This is a genomic window from Neorhizobium sp. SHOUNA12A (assembly GCF_023006505.1).
Classification (GTDB): domain Bacteria; phylum Pseudomonadota; class Alphaproteobacteria; order Rhizobiales; family Rhizobiaceae; genus Neorhizobium.
In genome coordinates, this window is record NZ_JALBGV010000051.1 from 1 (window position 1) to 26411 (window position 26411).

24 protein-coding genes and 1 tRNA gene are annotated in these 26411 nt (G+C 60.7%); 15 read left to right on the top strand and 10 right to left on the bottom strand.

Translation table 11 applies throughout. The features are described 5' to 3' along the window. From dapB to mepA, 4 genes are all read right to left on the bottom strand, one after another. Positions 1–638, bottom strand: a 638-nt coding sequence (gene dapB / locus MOV63_RS20835) for a 4-hydroxy-tetrahydrodipicolinate reductase (RefSeq protein ID WP_247036449.1), incomplete at its 3' end; no start/stop codon positions are given. A 155-nt stretch (positions 639–793) separates the two neighbouring features. Then, a complete protein-coding gene (locus tag MOV63_RS20840) occupies positions 794–1816 on the bottom strand; it encodes a glucokinase (protein ID WP_247036450.1) in 1023 nt (340 codons plus the stop codon). A gap of 8 nt (positions 1817–1824) precedes the next feature. Continuing rightward, on the bottom strand, positions 1825–2205 hold the full coding sequence (locus MOV63_RS20845; RefSeq protein ID WP_247036451.1) for a methylglyoxal synthase: 381 nt from the start codon (positions 2203–2205) through the stop codon (positions 1825–1827). A gap of 119 nt (positions 2206–2324) precedes the next feature. Continuing rightward, positions 2325–3359, bottom strand: a complete 1035-nt coding sequence (mepA, locus tag MOV63_RS20850; protein ID WP_247036498.1) for a penicillin-insensitive murein endopeptidase — start codon at positions 3357–3359, stop codon at positions 2325–2327. Between the two features lie 219 nt (positions 3360–3578). Between mepA and MOV63_RS20855 the strand changes: the two genes are divergently transcribed. From MOV63_RS20855 to pncB, 9 genes are all read left to right on the top strand, one after another. After that, positions 3579–5417 carry an extracellular solute-binding protein gene (locus MOV63_RS20855; RefSeq protein WP_247036452.1) on the top strand — a complete coding sequence of 613 codons (1839 nt, stop codon included), beginning with the start codon at positions 3579–3581 and terminating at the stop codon, positions 5415–5417. Between the two features lie 145 nt (positions 5418–5562). After that, positions 5563–6648 carry a microcin C ABC transporter permease YejB gene (locus MOV63_RS20860; protein ID WP_247036453.1) on the top strand — a complete coding sequence of 362 codons (1086 nt, stop codon included), beginning with the start codon at positions 5563–5565 and terminating at the stop codon, positions 6646–6648. Then, complete coding sequence (locus MOV63_RS20865; RefSeq protein WP_038548088.1) at positions 6648–7790, top strand: ABC transporter permease; 1143 nt, start codon at positions 6648–6650, stop codon at positions 7788–7790. Before MOV63_RS20860 ends, MOV63_RS20865 begins: the two co-directional genes overlap by 1 nt. A gap of 63 nt (positions 7791–7853) precedes the next feature. Next, a complete protein-coding gene (locus MOV63_RS20870) occupies positions 7854–8150 on the top strand; it encodes a hypothetical protein (RefSeq protein ID WP_038548091.1) in 297 nt (98 codons plus the stop codon). Next, positions 8150–8647, top strand: a complete 498-nt coding sequence (locus MOV63_RS20875; protein ID WP_247036454.1) for a type II toxin-antitoxin system VapC family toxin — start codon at positions 8150–8152, stop codon at positions 8645–8647. Before MOV63_RS20870 ends, MOV63_RS20875 begins: the two co-directional genes overlap by 1 nt. Further along, the gene (locus MOV63_RS20880) at positions 8644–10272 is read left to right on the top strand and encodes an ABC transporter ATP-binding protein (protein ID WP_247036455.1); all 1629 of its coding nucleotides are present in this window, start codon (positions 8644–8646) and stop codon (positions 10270–10272) included. Before MOV63_RS20875 ends, MOV63_RS20880 begins: the two co-directional genes overlap by 4 nt. A 26-nt stretch (positions 10273–10298) precedes the next feature. Further along, positions 10299–11249: a glyoxylate/hydroxypyruvate reductase A gene (locus MOV63_RS20885; RefSeq protein ID WP_247036458.1), complete on the top strand. Its 951-nt coding sequence runs from the start codon at positions 10299–10301 to the stop codon at positions 11247–11249. An 83-nt stretch (positions 11250–11332) separates the two neighbouring features. Then, positions 11333–11656, top strand: a complete 324-nt coding sequence (locus MOV63_RS20890; protein WP_247036460.1) for a hypothetical protein — start codon at positions 11333–11335, stop codon at positions 11654–11656. 167 nt (positions 11657–11823) lie between these two features. Continuing rightward, positions 11824–13128 (top strand): nicotinate phosphoribosyltransferase, encoded by a 1305-nt coding sequence (gene pncB / locus MOV63_RS20895; RefSeq protein WP_247036462.1) that lies wholly within the window; start codon positions 11824–11826, stop codon positions 13126–13128. An 84-nt stretch (positions 13129–13212) separates the two neighbouring features. Here the strand turns inward: pncB and MOV63_RS20900 are convergent, their stop codons facing one another. After that, positions 13213–13611: a DUF1236 domain-containing protein gene (locus MOV63_RS20900; protein WP_038548104.1), complete on the bottom strand. Its 399-nt coding sequence runs from the start codon at positions 13609–13611 to the stop codon at positions 13213–13215. Positions 13612–13931: 320 nt separating this feature from the next. On the opposite strand from MOV63_RS20900, the gene MOV63_RS20905 reads away from it, so the two are divergent. Both MOV63_RS20905 and MOV63_RS20910 read left to right on the top strand, forming a co-directional pair. Further along, a complete protein-coding gene (locus tag MOV63_RS20905; RefSeq protein ID WP_038592299.1) occupies positions 13932–14327 on the top strand; it encodes a response regulator in 396 nt (131 codons plus the stop codon). A gap of 102 nt (positions 14328–14429) precedes the next feature. Further along, positions 14430–15437 (top strand): NAD-dependent epimerase/dehydratase family protein, encoded by a 1008-nt coding sequence (locus tag MOV63_RS20910; RefSeq protein WP_038548110.1) that lies wholly within the window; start codon positions 14430–14432, stop codon positions 15435–15437. A gap of 21 nt (positions 15438–15458) precedes the next feature. Here the strand turns inward: MOV63_RS20910 and MOV63_RS20915 are convergent, their stop codons facing one another. Together MOV63_RS20915 and MOV63_RS20920 are read right to left on the bottom strand one after the other, a co-directional pair. Beyond that, positions 15459–16886, bottom strand: coding sequence for a mannose-1-phosphate guanylyltransferase/mannose-6-phosphate isomerase (locus MOV63_RS20915; RefSeq protein WP_247036464.1), 1428 nt, complete (start codon positions 16884–16886; stop codon positions 15459–15461). Between the two features lie 28 nt (positions 16887–16914). Then, on the bottom strand, positions 16915–18339 hold the full coding sequence (locus MOV63_RS20920; protein ID WP_247036466.1) for a phosphomannomutase: 1425 nt from the start codon (positions 18337–18339) through the stop codon (positions 16915–16917). A 235-nt stretch (positions 18340–18574) separates the two neighbouring features. Here MOV63_RS20920 and MOV63_RS20925 point away from each other — a divergent pair, with 235 nt between their 5' ends. Then, the gene (locus tag MOV63_RS20925; RefSeq protein ID WP_247036468.1) at positions 18575–18904 is read left to right on the top strand and encodes a hypothetical protein; all 330 of its coding nucleotides are present in this window, start codon (positions 18575–18577) and stop codon (positions 18902–18904) included. Between the two features lie 461 nt (positions 18905–19365). Here the strand turns inward: MOV63_RS20925 and MOV63_RS20930 are convergent, their stop codons facing one another. The 3 genes from MOV63_RS20930 to MOV63_RS20940 all read right to left on the bottom strand — a co-directional run bounded on the left by MOV63_RS20930 (position 19366) and on the right by MOV63_RS20940 (position 22884). Next, the gene (locus MOV63_RS20930; protein WP_247036470.1) at positions 19366–21273 is read right to left on the bottom strand and encodes a methyl-accepting chemotaxis protein; all 1908 of its coding nucleotides are present in this window, start codon (positions 21271–21273) and stop codon (positions 19366–19368) included. Positions 21274–21283: 10 nt separating this feature from the next. After that, on the bottom strand, positions 21284–22273 hold the full coding sequence (locus MOV63_RS20935) for a cytochrome-c peroxidase (protein WP_247036472.1): 990 nt from the start codon (positions 22271–22273) through the stop codon (positions 21284–21286). Between the two features lie 521 nt (positions 22274–22794). Beyond that, positions 22795–22884, bottom strand: a tRNA-Ser gene (locus MOV63_RS20940). Between the two features lie 222 nt (positions 22885–23106). Between MOV63_RS20940 and MOV63_RS20945 the strand changes: the two genes are divergently transcribed. The 3 genes from MOV63_RS20945 (at position 23107) to MOV63_RS20955 (ending at position 26370) form a co-directional block, all read left to right on the top strand. Further along, positions 23107–23433 (top strand): hypothetical protein, encoded by a 327-nt coding sequence (locus MOV63_RS20945; RefSeq protein ID WP_051900233.1) that lies wholly within the window; start codon positions 23107–23109, stop codon positions 23431–23433. 345 nt (positions 23434–23778) lie between these two features. Continuing rightward, positions 23779–24771 (top strand): BMP family protein, encoded by a 993-nt coding sequence (locus tag MOV63_RS20950; RefSeq protein ID WP_038592324.1) that lies wholly within the window; start codon positions 23779–23781, stop codon positions 24769–24771. 75 nt (positions 24772–24846) lie between these two features. Continuing rightward, on the top strand, positions 24847–26370 hold the full coding sequence (locus tag MOV63_RS20955; protein WP_038548135.1) for an ABC transporter ATP-binding protein: 1524 nt from the start codon (positions 24847–24849) through the stop codon (positions 26368–26370). Positions 26371–26411 lie beyond the last annotated feature (41 nt).

The following is a 26411-nucleotide window of genomic DNA, read 5'->3' on the forward strand; positions in this document are numbered from 1 at the left end:
CGCAGCGTCGCAAACCCGATCGTGCCGGTCGGGCGGGCGCCCGTATGGCCGTCACGCACCCTGACGGACTGGCTTGCGAGATCGATGCCGCGGCCTTGTGCCGCCGCTTCGCCGAGCAGCAGTGCGGTGCCGGATGGCGCGTCGACCTTGTGCTTGTGATGCATTTCGAGGATCTCGATATCCCAGCCGGCGGCGGGCAAAGCCTTCGCCGCCTGCGCGACAAGCACGCCGAGCAGGTTGACGCCGAGGCTCATATTGCCGGATTTGACTACGCGCGCGTGACGGCCCGCCGCCTTGAACTTTTCCTCGTCCTCGATCGAGCACCCGGTCGTGCCGATCACATGGACGATCCGTGCCTGCGCGGCAAGGACCGAGAAGGCGACGCTGGTCGCGGGTGTGGTGAAATCGAGCACGCCCTCGGCATCCAGAAAAGCCTGAAGCGGATCGGCGGTCACGGGGACCCCAAGCGTTCCGACACCCGCGAGCTCGCCTGCATCCTTGCCGATGAACGGCGAACCTTCGCGCTGGACCGCTGCATGCAATGCCACGCCGTCGGTTTCATGAATGACCCGGATCAGTGCCTGGCCCATCCGACCCGCTGCGCCGACCACTACGAGTTTCATGTCATTTGCGGTCATGTGCGGCGTAGTCCCTGCTTTTGTCGGTCGGTCTTTTCGAGCGGTTACAGCTTGTTGGGGCGAGCGTAAAGGCCGCTTCCACGCTGCGCAAGCATCTCTTGCACGCCGCCTTCAGGAAAACCGGCCTCGCCCGCGGCGATGATCTCAGTCCGGTCCTAGCGTTGCCAGCGGCGGCCATCCATGGAAAGGCCGTAGGCGGAGGGCGTGCGGGCAAAGCTTGCAAGGCCGGCGAGTGCCGCCTGTGGATGGGTCACCACGAAGGTCGGAATCGTGCCCATCAGCTCCGTATGCGGCGCTTTGTCTTCGAAGGCGGCGCGGAACTCTGGGCCTTTCAGCGCGGGAACGATCTTCTGCGAGATGCCGCCGGCGAGATAGACGCCGCCGCGCGCCATGAAGATCAGCGCCATGTCGCCGGCGACCCGGCCGAGATAGGTGGCAAACAGCGATAGCGTTTCGACGGCCTGGGAATTCGAACGGTTCAGACCGTGAGCCGTGATATCCGCCGGATCGGAAAACGCGGGCTGCAGACCGTCGGCCGCACAGACGGCCTGGTAGATGTTGACGACGCCGCGCCCGCTCAGGATTTCTTCCGCAGAAACGCGGCCTTCGATGCGCTTGAGATGCGGAAAGATCTCGAAATCCCGTTCCGAGCGCGGGCCGACATCCACATGTCCGCCTTCGCCGGGAACCGGAAACCACATGTGCCGCGCATAGACGAGGCCGGCAACGCCGAGGCCGGTACCCGGACCAAGCACGACGCGCGATGCCATATGCGGCTCGTTGTTGGGCCCAAGCGTCTCGCGGTATTCGTCGGGCATGGCCGCGACGGCAAGCGCCTGGGCTTCGAAATCGTTGACGACCAGCACATCCTCGAAGCCGAGTTGGGCGATCATGCCTTTCGGCCGCACCACCCAATCGCAGTTGGTCAGATCGATCTCGTCGCCGTCGATCGGTCCCGCGATGGCAAGGATCGCCGAGCGCGGCTGCACGGAACTCGAATCGAGCACGATTTTCTGGATCGCGTCGTCGATCGTCGGATAGTCGGCGGTGCGCACGTTCGGGAACGGCTTCGGTTCCGCATAGGCGTCGAGGAGGATGGAGAAGCGGGCATTGGTGCCGCCGATATCGCCGATCAGGATCGGAAAGGGCAGCTTGTCGGTCTTCATGTTATCGGCCATCGGGAAGCTTAGTCCTTCTGAAAGTCGATGAGTTTTTCGGCGGTGGCCCGATTGAGCGCCATCGGTATGTCATAGACCGTCGCAAGCCGCGTCAGCGCTTTGACGTCGACATCGTGGGGAAGCGCGCTCAAGGGGTCGATGAAGAAGATCAGCATGTGCACCTCGCCGGTGGCGATCATCGCGCCGATCTGCTGGTCGCCACCGAGCGGGCCGCTCTTCAACCGCGTCACTTCAAGACCGGGGCAGGCATCCTGAACCCGGCCGCCCGTCGTGCCGGTGGCGACGATGTTGAACCGGGAAAGTGCTGCCTGGTGATGGCGGGCGAAATCCGCCATGTCGTCCTTCTTCTGGTCGTGTGCGATCAACGCGATGCAGGGCTTGGCCGACATGATTGGGTGTCCTCGCCAGAACGATTTTCAATCGATTTGTGATGCGTTCTAGCGTGCCGCTTCGGTCTTGGGAAGGTCGCGAAGGGGCCGGCGTTTCGATTGCCGGCCTTGTCGGGAAACTATTGCAGCGGACGCGGCGTCGGGACCGGCATATCACTGGAAGCGGACGGCGGATCGTTGACGATCGCTTCGACAGTCCTTGCCGATGCTGACGCCGCAGGCTGAGCCGTGTAGGCAACGGCGCTGCCGCCGAATGTAGCGTCGTCTTCGGAACGCGAGGGGGCGGCGAGCACGGCCGCACAGGCCTTCGGCAGGTCCGAGAGCATGACCTGACGCGGTTTTACCGGTTTCTTGTTCGGGTCCGGTTTGGGCGGCGGCGCCCAAGGCTCCTTGGTGAACCACCAGGCAAATCCCTTGCTGCTGCAGTCGTCGCCCTTCGGTACTGCGGCCTGCTTCTGGCAGGTGGTGGAGCCCGGCGGGCAGGAGATGCGGATATGGAAGTGTTCATCATGGCCGTAGATCGGCCGCACCTTGCCAAGCAGGTCGCGGTCTCCGGTCCAGGTCTCGCAGAGCTTCTTCTTGATCGCGGGATTGACGAAGACGCGCTCCACTTGCGGATAGCTCGCGGCCTGCATGATCAGCTTGGCATGGGTGCTGGTCCAGCGGTTGGAATCGACGGTCAGGAACTTGCTCTTGTCGAGCATGGAGGTGAAGGGATAGCTTTCGCGCTGCGGCACGGTCAACGGCTGGGCGGGCTTAGGCGTGAACCAGACGTCGACATCAAGGCCGATCTGGTGCGACGAATGGCCGTTGATCATCGGGCCGCCGCGCGGCTGCGAAATGTCGCCGACGAGAATGCCGGAACCCCAGCCGAGCCTTGCTGCGTCGCCGGAGAAGCGTTCGAGCAGTGCGATCAGTTCGGGATTGCCCCAGCGACGGTTGCGCGAAAGGCGCATCGCCTGCCAGGTCGGCCCGTCGGTCGGCAGCGCCACCGCGCCCGACATGCAGCCCTTGGCATAGAAACCAAGCGGTTCCGCCTCCGCCTTGCTCGGAAGCTTGACGCCGGCGAAAAGTTGTTTCGCCGGTGTGCCCTCCTGCGCTGCCACCGATCCCGCGAACGTGCCGCAAAGGAAAGCAGCCGTCGTCAGCCGCATAATTGTACTCGAAATCGATCTCATGCCATCCGCCGCAAATCACCTGATCGCTTCCAAACTACCGTGAAACAGGATTTTGGTGAAATGGAGATGGCGAACGCCTTGCCGATTTTCAGGAACATAATGCCGGATAAAACGGATGTGAGTTTGGAACTCCTGTTTTTCGCCGCCTTTTGCCCTATGCTTCACCGCAACAAAGAAACTCACAAGGGGTAACGCATGCTCTTGGCCCGCCTGAAGATAGCTTTCGTGATCGCTCTCGCAGCAATGTCTCTTTGGACATCGGCGGCGACCGCCCAGGAGCCGAAATGGCGGCATGGCATGGCTGTCGTCGGTGACCTGAAGCTGCCGGCAGACTTCAAGCAGCTCCCCTATGTCGATGTGAACGCGCCGAAGGCCGGCGAGCTGCGCCTCGGCGACGAAGGCACATTCGACAACCTCAACCTCGTGATCGACCGGGGTACCGCGGCTTCGGGTGTCAGCCTGATCTACGACACGCTCATGAAGCGGTCGGAGGATGAGGTTTTCGGCACCTACGGCCTTTTGGCCGAGGCCGTGTCCCATCCGGACGATGTGTCTTCGGTGACCTTCCGGTTGAGGCAGGAGGCGAAATGGGCGGACGGCCAGCCGGTCACTCCGGAGGACGTGATCTTCAGCTTGGAGAAGCTGAAGGAGCATAGCGCACTCTATTCCGGCTACTATCGGCACGTCACGGGTGCTGAAAAGACCGGCGACCGCGAAGTGACCTTCCGCTTCGACGAAAAGAACAATCGCGAACTACCCTCGATCGTCGGCGATTTTCCGGTCCTGCCGAAGCACTGGTGGGAAGGCAAGGATGCACAGGGCAACCAGCGCGACATTTCCCGCACCACCCTGGAGCCGCCGATGGGGTCCGGCCCCTACAAGATCGGCGCCGTTCAGCCGGGCTCCACCATTCGTTACGAACTGCGCGACGACTACTGGGGCAAGAACCTGCCGATCAATCTCGGCCAATATAACTTCCGGACGATCAACTATACCTATTTTTCCGATGCCGACGTGGAATTCGAGGCCTTCCGGGCCGGCAACATCGATTACCGCCAGGAAAACAGTTCGAGCCGCTGGGTCACGCGGTACGATTTCGATGCGGTGAAGGATGGGCGGGTCATCAAGGAAGCCCTGACCAACCCGTTCAAGGCCGTCGGCGTCATGCAGGCTTTCGTGCCGAACATGCGGCGCGACATGTTCAAGGATGCGCGGGTTCGCGAGGCGCTGAACTACGCCTACGATTTCGAGGATCTCAACAAGAACCTTGCCTATGGCGGCCTGAAGCGGGTCGATAGCTTCTTCTGGGGCACCGAGCTTGCTTCGTCCGGCCTGCCGCAGGGAAAGGAACTGGAGATCCTCAACGGATTGAAGGACAAAGTTCCGGCGAGGGTGTTCACAACTCCGTACACCAACCCCGTCGGCGGCGACCCGAACAAGGTGCGCGATAACCTGCGCACCGCCATCAGCCTGCTGAAGGAGGCAGGCTGGGAGCTGAAGGGCAACCGGATGCTCAATGCCAAGACCGGACAGCCCCTGAGCTTCGAAATTCTCCTGAACAGCCAGTCGCAGGAGCGTACCGTGATGCCCTATGTGACAAGTCTCAAGAAAATCGGCATCGACGCCCGGCTCCGGATAGTCGACGCATCGCAATATATCAATCGAGTCCGCAGCTTCGACTACGACATGATGTACGGGGTCTGGGCCCAGACGATGAACCCCGGCAACGAACAGGCGGACTACTGGGGATCGGCGTCCGTCAGCCGGCCGGGATCACGCAACTATGCAGGTATTGCCGATCCGGCGGTGGATCAGCTTATCAGCATGATCACCGCTGTCCAGGACCGGGAGGATCAGGTGGCGGCCGTCAAGGCGATGGACCGGGTGCTGCTCGCCAACCACTATGTCGTTCCGATGTTCTATTCCGGCGAAGCCAGGATCGCCTACTGGAACCGCATCACGCATCCGCAGAGACTGCCGGAATACAGCATCGGTTTTCCCGAGACTTGGTCGGCCAAAAGCGCTGCGAAGTAACGCAATAAGCGCGGACTTGCGCCGCCGACCGGCACCTGTTCCAAATGAACCCGTATGATTCGCACCGGAAAAGAGGAAAGAGCCATTTGATCGGCATTGGGATATGTGGTGAAACAAGCCCCGTGACGACAGGCAGGGAGCTCTGATGGGCGCCTATATTCTTCGCCGTCTCCTGCTGATGATACCGACGATCGTTGGCATCATGGCGATTTCCTTCCTCGTCGTGCAGTTCGCGCCGGGCGGGCCTGTTGAACAGGTGATCGCCCAGATCCAGGGTCAGGACAGCGGTGATCGGCTTTCCGGCGGTGGCGGCGACATGCTGCAGCAACAGGGCGGAGGCGAGGAAAGCCGTTACCGTGGCGCGCAGGGCCTCGATCCGGAATTCATCAAGAAGCTCGAAAAGCAGTTTGGTTTCGACAAGCCGCCGGCGACGCGCTTCCTCGAAATGATGTGGAACTACATTCGCTTCGATTTCGGCGAGAGCTTCTTCCGCAATACTTCGGTCCTCGACCTGATCATCGACAAGATGCCGGTGTCGATCTCGCTCGGTTTCTGGATCCTGATCGTTTCCTACCTGATCTCGATTCCACTGGGCATCCGCAAGGCCGTCAAGGACGGTTCGACCTTCGATGTCTGGACCTCCGGCGCGATCATCATCGGTTACGCGGTGCCGAGCTTCCTGTTCGGCATTCTGCTGATCGTACTCTTCGCGGGCGGTTCGTTTTTCGACTGGTTCCCGCTGCGGGGTCTCGTTTCGGATAATTTTGCCGAACTCTCCTGGTGGGAAAAGATCATCGACTATTTCTGGCATCTGACATTGCCGTTGATCGCCATGTCGCTTTCGGCTTTCGCCACAACCACTCTGCTGACCAAGAACTCGTTCATCGACGAGATCAAGAAACAGTATGTGACGACGGCGCGTGCCAAGGGCCTCAACGAGCGACAGGTGCTTTATGGCCACGTGTTTCGAAACGCCATGCTGATCGTCATTGCGGGCTTTCCCGGCGCCTTCATCTCCGCCTTCTTCACCGGCTCGCTGCTGATCGAGAACATCTTCTCGCTGGATGGGCTGGGGCGCCTCGGTTATCTCGCGATCGTCAACCGCGATTACCCGATCGTTTTCGGCACGCTCTACATCTTCTCGCTGATGGGCCTGTTCGTCAGCCTCATTTCCGACCTGATCTATACCTGGATCGATCCGCGCATCGATTTCGAGCGGAGGGATGTCTGATGGAGGCAACCGCCGCAAAGACCGCCGTGCAGACGCCGCAGAAGCGGCCCTGGATCACGCCCACCAACCGCCGGCGGCTCGCCAATTTCCGCGCCAACAAACGCGGTTATTGGTCCTTCTGGCTGTTCATGGTCCTTTTCGTGCTCAGCCTGTTTGCGGAATTCATCGCCAACGACCGGCCGATCGTCGCCTCCTACAAGGGCGAAATCCTTTACCCGGTCCTCGTCGACTATCCGGAGGAAAAATTCGGCGGCTTCCTGGCAACGACCGATTATCGCTCCGACTACATCCAGCAGGAAATCCAGGCGAACGGCTGGATGGTCTGGCCGCCGATCCGCTATTCCTATCAGACGGTCAACTCCAACATTCCCCATTCGGCGCCGACCGAACCCTTCTGGCTGATGGAGAAAGCGGATCGCTGCGCCGCCTATCCGCAAAAAGATCAGGACCCGAATTGCATCCTCGGCAACCTGAACTGGCTCGGCACCGACGACCAGGCGCGCGACGTGACCGCCCGCATGATCTACGGCTTCCGCATCTCCGTCCTGTTCGGCCTGGTGCTGACGGTCTTTTCGGCGATGATCGGGGTGACGGCGGGCGCTGTGCAGGGGTATTTCGGCGGATGGACCGATCTTCTGATGCAGCGGTTCATCGAGATCTGGTCGTCCATGCCGGTTCTCTACATCCTGCTGATCATTGCCTCGATCCTGCCCCCAGGCTTCTTCGTCCTACTCGGCATCCTCCTGCTTTTCTCCTGGGTCGGTTTCGTCGGCGTGGTGCGCGCCGAGTTCCTGCGGGCGCGCAATTTCGAATATGTCCGCGCCGCCCGCGCGCTCGGCGTCGGCAACTGGACGATCATGTCCCGGCATCTTCTGCCGAACGCCATGGTCGCGACGCTGACCTTCCTGCCCTTCATTCTGTCCGGATCGATCGCGACGCTGACCTCGCTCGATTTCCTCGGGTTCGGCCTGCCGGCAGGCTCTCCGTCTCTCGGCGAGATGATTTCGCAGGGAAAGAACAACCTGCAGGCGCCATGGCTAGGCTTCACGGCCTTCTTCACCATGTCGATCATGCTGTCGCTGCTGATCTTCATCGGCGAGGCAGTGCGCGATGCCTTCGATCCCAGAAAGACGTTCGGGTGATGGCGGGTCGTAATTGCATGATCGATGCGCTAGATTATCGGGTATATCAGCGAGCGTGACGCCATGAACAAGATCGTCAGAGAGCATTACCCGGTCGCCAACCTTCCCGAGGATCTGCGGGAGGGATTGGAGACGGACGCGACCGTCAGGATCATTGTTGAGGTGGAAGATGTCTCGATACGGAACGACGTAGAGAGATATCCCGGTTTCAAAGATTTCCCGATGGTTGAGCGAAAGCCGATGAGCCTCGCAGATACACTGGAAGCCATCAGGACATACAAGGCCGAGGGCAGACCGTCTGTCAGCGTGGAAGAAGCCGTCTCTCGCATACGCGAATTACGCGATGAATGGGATGATTGATGCTGGGGCTCGGAAAAATCTACCTGGATACAAACATCTTCATTCTGGCATTTGAGAACGACAGCAAAATCAGCACCGCATTGGCCAACCTCCTTTCGATAGGCGACCACACCCGACGGTTCGCTACCAGCGAACTGACATTGTCCGAGTTATTGGTTAAACCGTACCGGGATGGAAACGACAGCGCTATCGACAGATATGAGGGGCTGATTCAAACAAATGAATGGCTCGAAGTGCTCCCGGTTGCTAGGCAGATGTTATGGTATGCTGCGGTCCTAAGGTCTCAAAATTTGGGGCTGAAACTCCCGGACTCGATCCATATCTCTACCGCGCTCGGTGCCGGTTGCACGCACATGCTGACCGCCGACATGGGACTGAAGGAAATTTATGAAATTACGCATTTCCGCTACGGTCTCACCAAGAGTAGCTCGCCTTTAACCGTCCTTCGCCCAGACGAAACGACGCTTAACTCACTCATCGAAAGCCTTGGCCGATGACAGAGCCGCTCCTTTCCGTCCGCGATCTCTCCGTCGCCTTCCACCAGGGCAGAGATACCTCGATTGCCGTCGACAGGGTCTCGTTCGACATCATGCCCGGCGAGGTGATGGCGCTGGTCGGGGAATCCGGCTCCGGCAAGTCGGTGACGGCCAATTCCATCCTCAAGCTACTGCCGTATCCTTCGGCAAGCCATCCGTCCGGCGAAATACTGTTCGACGGCAAGGACATGTTGAAGGCGTCCGAGCCGGAACTGCGCCGTGTGCGCGGCAACGACGTCACGATGATCTTCCAGGAGCCGATGACCTCGCTCAATCCGCTTCATTCGATCGAAAGGCAGATCGGCGAAATCCTTGAGCTTCACCACGGAATCAACGGCCAGGCGGTGCGTATTCGCACGCTCGAACTCCTGAACCAGGTCGGCATTCGCGAGCCGGAAAAGCGCCTGAAGGCCTATCCGCACGAGCTGTCGGGCGGCCAGCGACAGCGCGTGATGATCGCCATGGCGCTCGCCAACCGCCCGAAACTGCTGATAGCAGACGAGCCGACCACGGCGCTCGACGTCACCGTGCAGGCCCAGATCCTCGATCTTCTGCGCGGGCTGAAGGGTGAGCACGGCATGTCCATGCTGTTCATCACCCACGACCTCGGCATTGTCCGGAAATTCGCGGATCGGGTCTGCGTCATGACCAAGGGCAAGATCGTCGAGACCGGCACGGTCGAGGAGGTCTTCGCCAACCCGCAGCACGCCTATACCCGCCACCTGCTTGCCTCTGAGCCGCGTGGCGAGCCGCCGCCGACCGATCCCTCGAAGCCGGTGGTGATGGAAGGCAAGGACATCCGTGTCTGGTTTCCGATCAAGGCGGGTTTCCTGCGCAAGGTGGTCGATCATGTGAAGGCAGTCGATGGCGTCGATCTCGAATTGCGGGCCGGCGAGACGCTCGGCGTCGTTGGCGAATCCGGCTCCGGCAAGACGACGCTGGGTCTGGCGCTCGCAAGGCTCATCTCCTCCAAGGGCCGCATCGCCTTCATCGGTACGGACATCGACAAGTTCTCCTTCAAGGAAATGCGTCCCTTCCGCGACCGTCTTCAGGTCGTCTTCCAGGATCCGTATGGGTCGCTTAGCCCCCGCATGTCGGTCGGCGATATCGTCGCCGAGGGGCTGAAGGTGCATGAGCGGTCGCTTTCCCCCGATGGCCGCGATGAGCGCGTCGCATGGGCTTTGACCGAGGTTGGCCTCGACCCCGCAACGCGCTGGCGTTATCCGCACGAGTTTTCCGGTGGCCAGCGGCAGCGCATCGCGATCGCCCGCGCCATGGTCCTGAAACCGCGGTTCGTGATGCTAGACGAGCCGACCTCGGCGCTCGACATGACCGTTCAGGCGCAGGTCGTCGATCTCCTGCGCGACCTGCAGAAGAAGCACGATCTTGCCTATCTCTTCATCAGTCACGATCTCAAGGTCGTGAAGGCTCTCGCCAACCACGTCATCGTCATGCGGCTCGGCAAGGTGGTGGAAGAAGGTCCCGCCGACCAGATTTTCCAGGCGCCGAAGCAGGATTATACCCGCGCGCTGATGGCCGCCGCCTTCCATCTCGAAGCGGTCGAGACCGAAGCCATCAATCAATAGTCACAGCAATCAAGGTCATTCCGTCCATGCCCGCCAGACATCCGGTCGTCGTCGATCTCAAGTTCGAACGCCGCGAGATCGATTTAGCACTCGCCAACGCCTTTGCCGGTCGCACCGTGCTGCACGCCTCCGATCCCGGCGTGGATATTTCCGAGGCGCGCTATGCGGTGATCTGGAAGCCGGACCCGGACCTGTTCCAGCGGGCACCGAAGCTGGAGGTGCTGTTTTCCGGCGGCGCCGGGGTTGACTATATCCTCACCATGCCCGGCCTGCCTGACGTCCCGATCGTCCGTTTCGTCGACGAGAGCCTGACGACGCGGATGAGCGAATGGGTCGTGCTGCAGGCCCTGAGCCACCTCCGGCAGGTGCCGGCCTATCTCAGGCAGCAGCGCGAACGCCAGTGGCGTGAACTCTCGCAGCCGGAAGCGAGGGACCTGACCGTCGGCGTCATGGGCCTTGGCGTGCTCGGCCTGGATTCGGTCCGAAAGCTGAAGATCATGGGCTTCGATGTCGTCGGCTGGTCGCGCAGCAAAAAGACGATCGAGGGCGTTGAGACCTTTGACGGCGGCGAACTCGATGCTTTCCTTGCCCGCACCGATATTCTGGTCGGCCTTCTGCCGCTGACGCCGGAGACGCGCGGCATCTTCAATGCTTCGCTGTTTACAAAGCTTCGCCAGGGCGGCGCCCTGGGCAAACCAGTCTTCATCAATGCCGGACGCGGCGGCAGCCAGGTGGAGAGCGATCTTGTTGCCGCGCTCGACAACGGCATTCTCGGTGGCGCGTCGCTGGATGTGTTCGAGAAAGAACCGCTCGGTGCAGATAGCCGGCTCTGGGCGATGGACAATGTCATCATCACGCCGCACGCGGCTTCCGCGTCCGATGTACGGGCGCTGTTCCGCAATGCGGAGACCCAGATGGAACGCTATGAGGCTGGTGAACCTTTGCAGCATGTGGTGGACCGCCGGGCGGGCTACTGAGCCGTTCCCATCCGGAACATTCGTAGCTGCGGGCCGTTTCTTGTGCATGAGCCGGGCATTCCGGCCGAATAAGGAGCGAAATCATGAACACCCGTTTCGATCCCCAGGAAGCCGATACCCGTCGTCCGGATCGGGCCGGTTCGCCGCCGGTGGTGGAAACCGCCACGGAAGCGCGTCAGGGAAGCTGGGGTGCGCCGGTGCTGAAGATGTTGATTGCCGGCCTTATTCTGGCAATGGTCGCCTGGGCCGGCGCCGAATGGTGGGGCGAAAGCACCGCACCGCCTGCCGACCGGACGGCCACCCCGCCGGCTGGCAGCACGACGCCGGCTAATCCGAATGCGCCGCCGACCGCCAATCCTTCCACTCCGCCAGTTGCCACGCCGCCGGCATCGCAGTCCGGCAACTGACGGGGCATCATCCTTGATTTTTTTGGCCGCGATCCCTCGCGGCCGAATTGCGTCTGGACTTACTCTGCATTTTTTTCGATAAAAATGCCCGGAGGTTGATCAGCCGTTGCCTCCATATGCATCGAAATCGGCGGAGCCGGCCCGGAACGGCCGGGGCAGGGGCAGGCATGACCAAGACCGATATCGCGAGCAGGGTTTATAACCACACCTGGAAACTCGACCCGATCATCCGCAGTCTGATCGACACGGATTTCTACAAGCTCCTGATGCTGCAGATGATCTGGAAGCTCTATCCGGATGTGGACGCCACCTTTTCGCTGATCAACCGTACGACCAGCGTCAAGCTGGCGCAGGAGATCGACGAAGGCGCGCTGCGCGAACAACTCGACCATGCCCGCACGGTGGGTCTGTCGAAGAAGGAGATGATCTGGCTCGCGGGTAACACGTTTTATGGCCGCAAGCAGATCTTCGAGCCGGAATTTTTGAACTGGCTGTCGACCTACAAGCTGCCGGAATACGAACTTTCGAAGCGTGACGGCCAGTACGAACTGACTTTCCACGGCAAATGGATGGAAACGACGCTCTGGGAAATCCCCGCACTCGCGATCATCAACGAGTTGCGCTCCCGTTCCGCGATGCGCTCGCTCGGTTTCTTCACGCTCGATGTGCTTTATGCGCGGGCCAAGGCCAAGATGTGGGAAAAGGTCGAGCGGCTGCAGGCATTGCCGGGCCTGCGCATCTCCGATTTCGGTACGCGCCGTCGTCACAGTTTCCTCTGGCAGCGCTGGTGTGTCGAAGCGCTCAAGGAAGGTATCGGCCCAGCGTTTACCGGCACCAGCAACGTCTTGCTGGCGATGGACTCCGATCTCGAAGCGGTGGGGACCAATGCGCATGAGCTGCCGATGGTGGCTGCGGCACTCGCCGAGACTGACGAGCAGCTGCGCGCCTCCCCTTACCAGGTCCTGAAGGACTGGAACCGGCTCTACGGCGGCAACCTGCTGATCGTGTTACCGGATTCCTTCGGCACGGCGGCGTTCCTGCGCGATGCGCCGGATTGGGTGGCCGACTGGACCGGCTTTCGCCCCGACAGCGCTCCGCCGATCGAGGGCGGGGAAAAGATCATTGCCTGGTGGAAGAAGATGGGCCGCAATCCCAGGGAAAAGCTGCTGATCTTTTCCGACGGGCTGGACGTCGATGCGATCGTCGATACCTACCGGCATTTCGAAGGCCGCGTGCGCATGAGTTTCGGCTGGGGCACCAACCTGACCAACGATTTCGCCGGCTGCGCACCCCACGAAATTGCCGGCCTGATGCCGATCTCCATCGTCTGCAAGGTAAGCGAGGCGAATGGCCGTCCGGCGGTGAAACTTTCCGACAATCCGCGCAAGGCGACCGGAGACCCGGCCGAGGTGGAGCGTTACCTGAAATTCTTCGGTCAGGAAGACCGCGTCGATCAGGTCGTCCTCGTCTGATTGAAACGCTCGAACGACAACAGGCCCCGCCGGAAGTCGACGGAGCCTGCGTTTGTTGGTTGGCTGAAGCCGCTGATGCCTGGCTTATCGGAGGACCTGAACCACTGTATGGGTCTGCGGATCGACGATTACGCGCTGGTTGTTGACTACCGTATAGGCATATCGTGGATTGCTGGGCACCGGGGTCACAACGACGCTCTGCGGGATCGGCTTGCCGACAACGATCGGTTGTTCGACCGTCACGGATGCGGTCGGAGCAGGCTGTTCCTCGACATAGGTAACGACTTCGCGCGGCGGCGGATCGAGCGCGGTACCGGCTACGGCGCCGACGACACCGCCGACCGCTGCGCCAACAGGGCCACCGACGATTGCGCCGGTAACAGCTCCGCCGGCTGCACCGTTGACGGTGCCTTGCTGTGCGCCGGCCTGGGTTGCGAAGGAAGCGGCAAGAATAGCGCAGGACGCCAGAATGATCTTCTTCATGGGTCTTCTCCTTTTCATTGGACTTCCGAAGAGCTAACCCACCAGTTTTTGAGTGGTTCCTGTCTACCGGTCACCTTTCGTAAGTGTCTGAAATCTTGAGCGAGGAGGTGTTCGAGAGATGTTGCCATGTTCCGCTTGCCGAACCTGAGCCGGCAACGCGGCCCTCACCACTTCTGTGCCGGCAAATCAATCACCGAGCGCCCCGTTCTGCGGCTCGACGCCAGGGGGAGCTAGATCAAAAAATCGATATCGGGCCCTGCTCCTATTGCCAAGCAGCGATCGGAGTCTATTTGCGTCCTTCAGTCTGGGAGGATCTGCCCTTGGAATATCGTTTCCTGATCGTCGAAGACAGTCTGCTGGTCGCGATGGATATCGAGGACGCCATTCATCGAAGCGGTCATGACGTCGTCGGAATAGCCCCCGACATGACCGTGGCGCTGAATTATACCCGTGACACGGATATCGCCTTCGTGGACGTGCGGCTTGCGGATGGCGAGACCGGCCCGGAGATCGCCAAGACACTGGCGGAATGCGGCATTGTGGTGATCATGATCACCGGCAATCCGGGGCTGGTGGCGGCGGGTGTCTCCGGGGTCCTTGGCGTAATGGCAAAACCGCTGACCGACCAAGCCTCGATGGACCTCATCCAGTTCGCCGTCGATCGCAAGAATGGCCGGCCGGGCGTGCCGCCGGCGCGGCTGCGGCTCTTTCACTGAGGGCCAGCGCGATCCCGCCGATAAAATAACTTCCTGCCACTCGGATGACAGGGCGGAATATCCGCGCTATGGGATCGGCCGCAGAGCGACAGCGGGTCATACATGCGTTATTTCATCACCGGAACGGCAGGCTTCATTGGTTTCCACTTGGCGCGACGCCTTTTGGAGGATGGCCACGAGGTTCTCGGCTTCGACGGGATGACGCCCTATTACAGCCTGCGCCTCAAGGAAGCCCGCAATGCCGGGCTCGCTCAATTCCCTGCCTTCCGCCCCGTGATCGGCATGCTGGAAGACAAGTCGCTGCTCGACAAATCCGTCGAGGATTTCAAGCCGGATGTCCTCATCCACCTCGCCGCCCAGGCCGGCGTGCGTTACAGCCTCGAAAACCCCAAGGCTTACCTCGATTCCAATCTCGTCGGTTCATGGAACATCCTGGAGATCGCCCGCAATTACGGCGTCGGCCATCTGATGCTCGCCTCGACATCGTCGGTCTACGGCGCCAACCCGGATATTCCTTTCCGGGAAACCGATCGGGCCGACGAACCCCTGACCTTCTATGCGGCGACCAAGAAGGCCACGGAGCTGATGGCGCACAGCTACGCGCATCTCTACAAGCTGCCGATCACCGGCTTCCGCTTCTTCACGGTCTACGGCCCCTGGGGCCGGCCGGACATGGCGCTCTTCAAGTTCGTCAAGGCGATGATCGAGGATCGCGAGATCGAGATCTACGGCGAAGGCAAGATGAGCCGCGACTTCACCTATATCGACGACCTGGTGAATTCGATCATCGACCTGTCCAAGGTCTATCCGGGCGAGGACAATCGCGTCGAGGGCATCGATACGCTCTCTCATCAGGCACCCTTCCGGGTGGTCAATATCGGCGGCGGCCAGCCCTCGGGCCTCATCGACTTCGTCGAGACGATCGAACGGATCATGGGAAAACCGGCCAAGCGCAAGATGCTGCCGATGCAGAAGGGCGACGTCCCGAGAACCTTCGCCAGCCCCGATCTTCTCGTGGCGCTCACCGGCCGCAAGCCGGAGATCGGTCTGGAGGAAGGCGTCAAGGCCTTCGTGCAATGGTATCTCGACCATCGCCACGAGATCGACTGAGCCGATATTCGCCGAGCCTCCTCAGCCGCGTCCGAACTCGTCGACGATGCGGATGATGTCGTCCTCACCGAAATAGGATCCGGTCTGCACCTCGATCATCTCGAGCATGATCTTGCCGGGATTGGCAAGCCGATGCACCTCGCCCTGCGGGATATAGACCGACTCGTTTTCCCGCACGATCCGGGTTTCCTCGCCGATTGTCACTTCCGCGGTACCCTTGACGCAGATCCAGTGTTCCGAGCGGTGGTGATGTTTCTGCAGCGAGAGCTTCTTGCCGGGTGTCACGAACAGCCGCTTCACCTGGAAGCGGTCGCCGTTGAGCACCGACGTATAGCCGCCCCAGGGCCGATAGGAGGTCGGATGGGTTTCGGTCAGCGCGGCGGTCGCCTTGGTTGCGGCGAGCTGCTTGACGATCTTGCCGACATCCTGGCTGTCTTCCAGCCGGCCGATATAGACCGCGTCCTCGCTGGCGATGACGGCGACGCCATCCAGGCCCTGAACGGCGAGATGGCTGGTGCGCGACATCACGAGCGAGTTCCTGGTGTTGATCAGCGTCGTCTTGCCGGAGGTGACGTTGCCGGCCTCGTCACGGGCTCCGAGCTTCCAGACGGCGTCCCAGCTTCCGAGATCGGACCAGGTGAACGAGGAGGGCACGACCGCGGCATTGGAGGTCTTTTCCATGAGCGCATAGTCGACGGAGATATCCGGGCTTGCGGCAAATTCCTGCGCGTCGAGGCGGGTGAAGTCGAGATCGCTCGAAGCCTTGGCAAGTGCGGTGCGCGCGGCCGCCTCAACCTCGGGCGCGAAGGCGGAAAGTTCGCTCAGCACCTGCCCGGCCTTGAACATGAAGATACCGGAGTTCCAGACAAAACCGCCGGTCGACAGCATCTTCTCGGCCTCAGCCAGCACCGGCTTTTCGACAAAACGCTTGACCGTGCAGGCGCCTGAAGGAAGCGCCTCACCGATCTCGATATAACCGTAACCGGTGGCGGGTTCCGTCGGAGCAATGCCGAACGTGACGAGCTTGCCGGAGAGAGCCGTCTCTCTGGCGATGCGGATCGCATCGAAATAACCGGCATCGGCGGTGATCTCATGATCAGAGGCAAGCACCTGCAGGATGGCGTCCTCGCCGAATCGACCTTCGACGAAGGCGGCAGCGGCGGCCACGGCCGGGGCCGTATTGCGGGCCACGGGTTCGAGCAGGATGCCGGAGAGCTTGATGCCGAGCTCGCGGGCCTGTTCGGCCACCAGGAACCGGAAATCCTCGTTGGTGATGACGACCGGAGCCTCATAAAGCTTCGGGTCCGAAACGCGCGACAGCGTCGCCTGGAACAGCGTCTTGTCGCCGATGAACTGGATGAACTGTTTTGGCGCGCTTGCGCGAGACAGCGGCCAGAGCCGCGTGCCCTTGCCGCCGGCCATGATGACGGGGATGATTTTGCTATTCATTCCAATATCTCCGGCAGTTCTCGTCCAATTATCGTTCAAGCTTTGCGGCCCAGGCCCGGATGAGGATCAGCCCCTCATGCAACAGGGCCTTCGCCTCGTCTTCCGTCCCGGCCTCGACGTAACAGCGCATTTCCGGTGCGTTGCCCGATGGCCGGAAATGCACGATCCGCCGATCCTCAAGCGTCACCCGCAGGCCATCGATATCGCTTTTGGCGACGACTGTCGAAATCGGCGCGAGAAAGGCTGCAAGATTGTCGTCGGATTGCCTGAGATAGGACATCAGCGCGGCGCTGGTCTCGACCGGGAAATTCTCCAGCCGGTCGGCCGCCGCAAACGGCAAGCGGAAACCGGCGGCGATTTGCGACAGGGGCTCCTTTTCGTGCGCAGCCAGCACAAGCGTCGCCAGCACCGGCAGGAAACTGTCGCGGGTGGGAAGTGGCGAGAGCGTGCCCGTGCCGGTTTCGAAAGGCGAGGCGGTCAGAAGTCCGCCATTCGCCTCGAAACCCATGATGCCCGTCTTGCCGGCTTCGAGTGCTGCGAGCATGCCAGAGATCACGAAAGGCGATCCGACCTTGGTGCGGACCACTTCGAAATCCCCGGCCGCCTCGATGCCCGAATTGGAGGTGACCGGCGTTACGACCACCTGCGCTTTCAGGAACTTTGCCGCGATCAGGCCTAGAAGGTCGCCGCGCAGCGGTTCTCCCGTTTCGTCGGAAACCAGCGGCCGGTCGCCGTCGCCATCGGCGGAGACGATTGCGTCAAGCCGGTATTCGCGCGCCCAACCCTTGAGGAGGGCGATCGTCTCGGCCGAGACTGCTTCCGTGTCGACCGGAATGAAATCTTCCGAACGGCCGAGCGGCACCACGTGTGCGCCATAACCTTCAAGAACCCGGACCATGAGATCGCGGGCAACCGTCGAATGCTGATAGACGCCGACCTTGAGGCCGGCGAGCGCGCCTTGCGGCAACATTGCCGCATTGCGGGCAAGGAACAACGTCTCGGCTTGCACGGAATGATCAGGCGCTTCGCTACGCGTCGCGTCGATCTCGCTCCTGTCCAGTTCGGCGGCGATCGCCGTGATCCGCATTTCGTCCTGTTTGTCGATCTCGCCGTCGGGCCGGTAGAACTTGATGCCGTTGCGGTCCGCGGGGATGTGCGAGCCGGTGATCATCAGCGATGCGGCCTTGAGCTGAAGTCCGTAGAGCGCCAGCGCCGGCGTCGGGATGGCACCGCAGTCTATGGGCGAAAGGCCGGCTTGGCTGAGTGCGGCGATGCAGGTGGCGGCAATGTCGGGGCTCGACGGACGAAAATCGCGGCCGACCAGAACTGCGTCACCGGGCCGGGCAGCGCCCGTTTCCAGGAGATGCCGGGCAAAGGCCTGGGTGTAGAGGGATGAAGCTCGGCCCTCCAGATCACTCACGAGGCCCCGAAGGCCGCTTGTTCCGAATTTCATGCGCTATCCATCAAGGAGACTCCAAGCCTGATCGTCCTAGTTCATTTCCTATGAAAATAAAGTCGAAATTGGCAATACCCCAAATCGGCGGTGTAGCGCCATAACCCTTTCCGCAAAGCTTGGCGGGCCAGCCGAATTGATGCTATCATTTGCAGCACGATCAGGCCTTGTTCCAGATGGTGAGGCACTGTTCTTGGGTTCGGCTGCTTCGGGTTCGAAGCTTGGGAGAGCCGTCATGGGAGCGAATGTCGTAAAGAGCGTCGCCTTCGTCGTGCCGATCGCCGGCCTGGCACTTCTTATGGCCATGGGCGAGCCGACCGAAGACGAAACCTGCCCGGGAAGCCTCGCATTCGAGAAATCCCGCCAGCTCGTTGAAGAACGTCCGGATGTGGTCGATGTCGCCTGGAGCGATTTCCGCTGGATCGCCGATTGCCGGTTCGCGATTGGCGGTTATGCCGATATCAACACCGACAAAGGCCTGGACCGCAAGGATTTCGAACTCGTGGTCGCTTTCGATCCGAAGCTGCATCGTTGGCAGCAAGTCAGTTTTTCGACCTCGCAATAATGCGAAGCGCGTGCCGCGGCCCAAACGACCCCGTCAGCCATGTCGGGGCCTGGTCGTCGAAATCGATTTACCGGCAGACGCGTGTGGTCCTAGTGACCCAACGCCCGTGATGGCGGTACTGGACGCTCCGGACCCTGCAGTAAGGCCGGTAATGGTGCCTGGAATACTGGCGGTAGTAGGGGCGGTGGTAGCGATGGTAACCCGGCCGATAATAGTGCCCGGACGGCCGGTAGCCCCGATCGCCAATCGTTATGCTGAAACTATCAGCGAGGGTGGGGGCCGCAGTCGTGGTGAGGCATCCAAGCCCGATGATGCAGGCGGCAATGAACTTTTTCATCTTCTCCTCCTTCAGATTGGCCGCTGGATTGGCGGTTTCTATGAAGGTAGACTGCGGAAAATGAACAAACGCTGACAGCTGCGTTCATGTCCCGCAATGCCCGTCTCGCTCACAACAAAACGCTTCAGGCAGCCTGATTGGATCTGGCGCGGGGTTGCCCTCGCTTGTCGATGCGGAACAGATTGACGATCTCGGCCAGTGCCTCCATTTCCCGGCTTGTCCTCTCGGTGGAGGCCGAAAGATCGCCGACCAGCCGGTTGCTATGGGCATTGAGCTCATCGAGATCTTTCATGGCGCTCGACAACTGCCGAAGGTTGGCACTTTGATTGTTGCTCTCGCTGGTTATCTGGCTGGAAAGCGAAGAGACGAATGCGATGGATGAGACGATCTGGGAAAACTGCTCGCTCGCCTTGCGGACCAGTTCGGCACCAGCCTTCACCTCCGCCTGGCTTTTCTGAATGAGCGCCTTCACCTCGTTCGAAGCATTGGCCGTCGACTGGGCGAGAGAGCGCACCTCGGTTGCGACGACCGCAAACCCTCTGCCACTTTCCCCTGCACGTGCGGCTTCCACCCCTGCATTGAGCGCCAGCAGGTTCGTCTGGAAAGCGACATCCTCGATGACGCCGATGATCTCGGAGATCTTGCCGGAGGAGACGGTGATCTGCGCCATGGCGTTTTCCGCGCCGCTCATGACCTGGCTGCCGTTTTCAGCCATCTGGCTGGTATCCGAAATCACGCTGGTGGCCTCGCCCGCCCGCTTGGAGTTCTGGCCGACGGTTTCGGCAACGGCGTTTGTCGTGACGGCGGTGTTCTGAAGCATCGACGACTGACGCGTGGACCGCCCGTTCAGTTCGGTCGTCCCGCGCAGAATTTCGTCGCTGGATGCCGAAACGGAGGCGCAAGCAGCAGCCAGTCGCGACACGACCTCCGAGAGGCGGGTCGTCACGGCGTTCGCATTGTTCTGCAGTTCGGCAAATGCGCCTTTGTGGACACCTTCGAACCGGATCGTCAGATCGGCATTCGCAAGTGCATCCAGAACGCGGCTGGTTTCGTTGAGCCCGCCTTCGAAGCTCGATATGACCGTATTGAGGCTCTGGGCAAGCTCGTGATGTTCGGGACGCTCGAACGGTCCGCTGACACGACCGGAAAAATCACCCTCAGCGGCCTTGTTGACAACTCCGCGCACCTGGCTCTGTAGCAGCCGGGCTTCCGCCGAGACATGGGCGAGGCTGGCGGTCTGGGTTCGCGCTTCCTGCTCCAACGTATCGCGCATGCGCGCATTTTCACGGAACACGGCCAGGGCATCGATCATGGCGCGAATTTCCTTGGCGCCCCGGCGCTTCGGTACGACCACCTCGATGTCGCCGCCCGCAAGCAGCTTCATCGACGCGGTGATCCGCACGATCGGGCCGGCAATTCGCTGGGCGACAAACAGCAGAATGATGACGCCCACGAGCGCGAGTGCAGCGGCGGTCGTCAATTCATTGCGAATTTCGGTCTCAAGCGCCTTCCCCGCGGACGCAACCGAGTCGGATGCCGTCTTGTCCACGAGCGTGTTGATGTCGAGGATCTTCGCGAGGATGGCCGTGCGCGAGCGCATAAGCTGCTCGGCTGTCGGAATTGCGGTTGCCGGATCGAGTCCGAGCAGAATACGTACATTGCTGCGCCACACAGCATGCAGATCACCGAGGTTCTTGACGTTCCCGGAGACTGCGGGTGACAGCGAGTTGCGGCCAAATTCGGCAAGCGTCGTCTCCAGAGCGCCATTGGTCGCGTCAAACCGTTTCTTGACTTCTTCGACCGAAACGAATGTCGTCATCGCCAGGAGGTTTGTGACCACGCCCGACACATTCTCGAATTGTGTTGCGGTCCTTGCAGCCAGCGTCTTGGCGGCAATCGCGTCCTGCACGACGCGCTCGATATGCGTCTGGCCATCGATCGCCTGGGAACCAACGAGAGCGGCAGCGCCGAGGCCCGCGAGGATGGAGACGACGAGGGGTAGAAGGATTTGGAATCGGACTGACAGTGCCATGGCGTGCTACTCAGTTGGGTAATGTCGGCAGGAGCAAATCCTGCTGTTCAGGGGTCAAGGTCTTCAGGAAAGCGATCAACTCTTCCCGCTCGTGATCGGTGATGAAAATTGGGGAAATGCTATCCGAGCGCGACGCGCTTTTGACCCCACCGCTCTCATAGTGAGCAATCACGTCCTCCATGGTCGCCAGACTGCCGTCGTGCATATAGGGACCGCGATAGAGAGTGTTGCGCAGGCTCGGCGTCTTGAAGGCATATAACGCTTTGGGATTATTCGGTTCGAATTTGGCGCGCCCTATGTCGTCTGTCGGCAGGCCCGTATCGTGAAACTTGTTGTCGGTGAAATTCCAGCCTGTGTGGCAAACGGCGCAGTTTGCTTTGCCGGTAAACAGTTCGAAGCCTCGCTTGGCGCTGTCTGAGACTGCGGTTTCGTCACCGTCCACCCAGCGGTCAAACGGCGACCAGGCGGAAACAACGGTACGTTCATAGGTTGCGATCGCCGTCAGCAGCGTCTCGTTCGTGGCGCCTTTGTCCGGAAATATCTGTTTGAACCAACTGTTGTAGTCGGGAATGGCTCGCAGATCGGCGACGATCTGGTCGAGCTTGCCGTTCATCTCCGCCGGTGCCGTGATCGGTCCTGCGGCTTGCGCTTCCAGCGTTGGCGCGCGGCCGTCCCAGAACAAGGGGGTGGTCCACGCCACGTTCAGAATAGTTGGCGACTGGCGGGCCAGATGCGTATTGGCCGCACCCACCGGCGTCTTGACCGGCACTTCGAACCCGAAGGAGGGATTGTGACAGCTGGCGCAGTTCATGTTCTTCGCGCCCGACAGGCGCGGATCGAAAAACAACATCTTCCCCAGTGTCGCCAACTGCAACGAATATAGCGTCACCTTGTCGAAGGGAATTGCGAGAGGTCGCTTGAAATCGGCGAGATTGCCAGCAGCCGCGCCTTGGAATGACACGACTGAGAAGAGGGTTATGCAGAGAAGCGAACGGCGCATGATTGGATTATCCAGAAGCTGATTTAGCGCTTGAAGACCGGATGAATTCGCAGCCGAAATCATCTGGTTGTCGTCTGGAGCAAACGTAACCAAAAAGAGTAAAATCTTTGTATAACGAATTTCTAACTCAACTTATTATTGAAGAGTTGACAAATGAGAAGAGTAGAGGCAATCGGGCAGCCGCTTTGGTGGATCCTGTCATCCATTTGAAAGGGCTTGATATTTGTCAATTTCACAGCGCCGCCATACTCTTCTTCAGAGACTGGCGGCTTTATCTCCCGGGCGGAAAATGCGGCTGCGAACATACAACCGATGCCGGCCGGAACGAAACCGCTTCTCGGTCATGCCGCAGGAGCGCGGAGCCGCCGCCGGCACGTCGCTGATCAGTCCCATGCCGGAAATCGCCGGGCGTCGCGGTGAGCGACGGCGATGACCGCAAAACACGATACTTCGCCGCAGCGTGCCAATCGAGGAGTCACCTCGCGGCCGACAAAGCATGAAGCAGCTATTTAAAAAGCCAATGGCGGACAAGGTGGGATTCGAACCCACGGTACGCTTTCACGCACACACGCGTTCCAGGCGTGCGCCTTAAACCACTCGGCCACCTGTCCTTGGTTGCTTTGCGTCATCTGAGAAGCAAAACGTTGGAACGGCCGCGATATATACCGATCAATTCCCCGGGATCAACCCGAATCTGAACGTTTTTTGACAGTGGGCGGGAAAACTCCGTCGACCGCGTTGCCAAGCCTTGGGCCCCGGACTATTTCTTCTGCCATAAACGCCGTCGCGCGGCAGGCGGCGCGGCCGTGATCAACGATGCGGGCTTGTTCGCAATGGCAGTCATACGGTTCGTTTTCCATCTGCTCAGCGGGCTTGCTTTGGTTGCCGCGATCGTGGCCGGCACGCTGGATGCGATCCAGTCCGTGTCCGCCTCGTCGGTGGTGCTGACCAGCCTTGGCAATGCCTGGCTCAATCTCGATCCGGAAAGCCTGGCGCTCACCGAGATCACCGCGACCACCTATCTCGGCCAGGACATCTGGCGGCCTTTCGTGGCCCCGGTGCTGGCGCAGCCGGCATTCGCGGTGTTCCTGGGGATTGCGTTGATCTTCTGGATGGCCGGATACAGCCGGCCACAGTTTGCCGGGCGGTTTTCCGCCTGAAGCCCAAGCTGATCCTGCCGGCTCCCAAGAACTGCTGGGGGTAGTGTTGTAAGCGGAGTTGGATGCTGTCATGGGTTGCATGATGCAGATGCCTCCGGCCTCGCTCGACGAATGGGCAGAACTAAGTCTCGAAGCCTTCCGTTTGAGCAGTTTTCGACAACATTGTCGAAGTTTTCAGCAGCTTCGCTGTTTTTTACCAGTTGAAAAAAATCTCGTGAATTTTTCCGAAACCCGTGCAAGAGTGACCGAAGCCAGACCCTTGAAGAAAAAGGGCAGGTGGCCGCAGACATCACCGGGGAACGGGGATTGCGGGAGGACCTAACAGCTAAAAAACAGGGCTGCACGATGAAGAAAACCCTTTTAAGCCTCATTGCCATGGCGGCCATGTCGGCAACCGCGCTCGCCGCGGATATCAAGCCGGCGCTGGTCTACGGCACGGGCGGCAAGTTCGACAAATCCTTCAACGAAGCCGCTTCCGTCGGCGCCGAAAGGTTCAAGAAGGAAACGGGGATCGACTTCCGGGATTTCGAACCGACCAGCGACACCCAGGGCGAGCAGGCCATCCGCAACTTCGCCAGCCGCGGCTTCAACCCGGTGGTCGCCGTATCGTTCGCCTGGACCTCGGCCATGGAGAAGGTCGCGGCCGAGTTCCCGGACACCAAGTTCGCGATCGTCGACTCCGTCGTCAACCTGAAGAACGTCCGCTCTATCCTCTATAAGGAGGAAGAAGGTTCCTACCTCGTCGGCCTTCTCGCCGGCATGGCGTCGAAGACCGGCAAGGTCGGCTTCGTCGGCGGCATGGATATCCCGCTGATCCGCAAGTTCGGCTGCGGTTATGTCCAGGGCGTCAAGGCGGCCAAGCCCGATGCGCAGGTCTTCCAGAACATGACCGGCACGACCGGTGCTGCTTGGAACGATCCGGTTCGTGGCGGTGAACTCACCAAGAACCAGATCGACCAGGGCGCCGACGTCGTTTACGCGGCTGCCGGTGCGACCGGTCTCGGTGTGCTGCAGACTGCTGCCGACAACAAGAAGCTTTCGATCGGCGTCGACTCCAACCAGAACCACCTGCATCCGGGTTCGGTTCTGACTTCGATGGTCAAGCGCGTCGATCTCGCCGTCTACAATGCCTTCAAGGACACCAAGGAAGACAAGTTCACGGCCGGCATCCAGGCTCTCGGCGTCAAGGAAGACGGCGTTGCCTACGCGCTTGACGACAACAACAAGGCGCTGATTACGCCCGAAATGAAGGCCGCCGTCGAAAAGGCCAAGGCCGACATCATCGCCGGCACCATTAAGGTGCACGACTACATGTCGGATAAGGCCTGCAACAAGTAAGGCCGGTTTTGAGGGGCGCAGGGCGACGATAATCGCCATGCGCCCTTTTTGCATATCAGGCGGAAGGGCGGACCATTGAGCTTCGATTCTCCGAAGGAGCCCGCGATCGAGCTTGTCGGCATCGACAAGAAGTTCGGTACGGTACACGCGAACAAGAACATCAATCTGACAGTTGCCAAAGGCTCGATCCACGGCATCATCGGGGAAAACGGCGCCGGCAAGTCGACCCTGATGTCCATCCTCTACGGCTTCTACCAGGCCGACCACGGCGAGATCCGCATTTCGGGAAAGCCGATGACGATCCGGGATAGCCAGGCGGCGATCGCGGCGGGCATCGGCATGGTGCATCAGCACTTCATGCTGGTCGAGAATTTCACAGTGCTTGAAAACGTCATGCTCGGCGCCGAAGGCGGCCAGCTTCTCGCCAAGGGCGTTGCGAGCGCCCGCAAGGAGCTGAAGCGACTGGAGGACGATTACGGCCTCGAGGTCGATCCGGATGCGGTCATCGAGGAACTGCCGGTCGGCAGCCAGCAGCGCGTCGAAATTTTGAAAGCGCTCTATCGCGGCGCCGACATCCTCATTCTTGACGAGCCGACGGGGGTGCTGACCCCGCCGGAGGCCGATCATCTTTTCAAGGTCCTGCGGGTGCTGCGCGATCAGGGCAAGACGATCATCCTCATCACGCACAAGCTGCGCGAGATCATGGCGATCACCGATACGGTGTCTGTCATGCGCCGCGGCGAAATGGTCGCGACCCGCAAGACCGCGGAAACGACCGTCGAAGAACTTGCCGAACTGATGGTCGGCCGCCGCGTCCTGCTGCGTGTCGAAAAGGGAGCCGCCCATCCGGGAGGGGTCCTGATGTCGGTCAGGAACCTGACGGTCAAGGACAGTCGTGGCGTCACCATGGTCGACGACGTCTCCTTCGACGTGCGCGCGGGCGAGATTGTCGGCATAGCGGGCGTCGCCGGCAACGGCCAGTCGGAACTGCTCGAAGCCATCGCCGGCATCCGCAAGCCGTCGTCCGGCGAGATCTTCATCGATGGCAAGCCCGTCGCCGGTGTCGATCCGGCAGGCCTGCGCGATCTCGGCCTCGCGCATATCCCGGAAGACCGCCACCATATGGGCCTGGTCCTGAAATTCGAGGAATACGAAAACTCGATCCTCGGTTATCATCGCGATCCCAGGTACGGCCGCGGCCCGTTCCTGGATCTCGATGCGATGCGGAAGGATGCCGAGGAGAAGATCGGCAAATACGACATCCGCCCGCCGAACCCGCGGCTGCGGACCGCCAATTTTTCCGGCGGCAACCAGCAGAAGATCGTCGTGGCGCGCGAAATCGAGCGCGATCCGAAAATGCTGCTCATCGGTCAGCCGACCCGCGGCGTTGATATCGGCGCCATCGAATTCATCCACAAGCGGATCATCGAGATGCGCGACGCCGGCAAGGCGGTGCTGCTGGTCTCGGTGGAGCTGGACGAGATCCGTTCGCTCTCCGACCGCATCCTGGTGATGTTCGCGGGCAGGATCGTCGGCGAAAAGTCGGGCGAGGCGGGCGAACAGACGCTGGGCCTGATGATGGCCGGGATCGCCGCATGACGCTTTCAGCAATGACCTATCCGGAGCATGGAATGATCGGA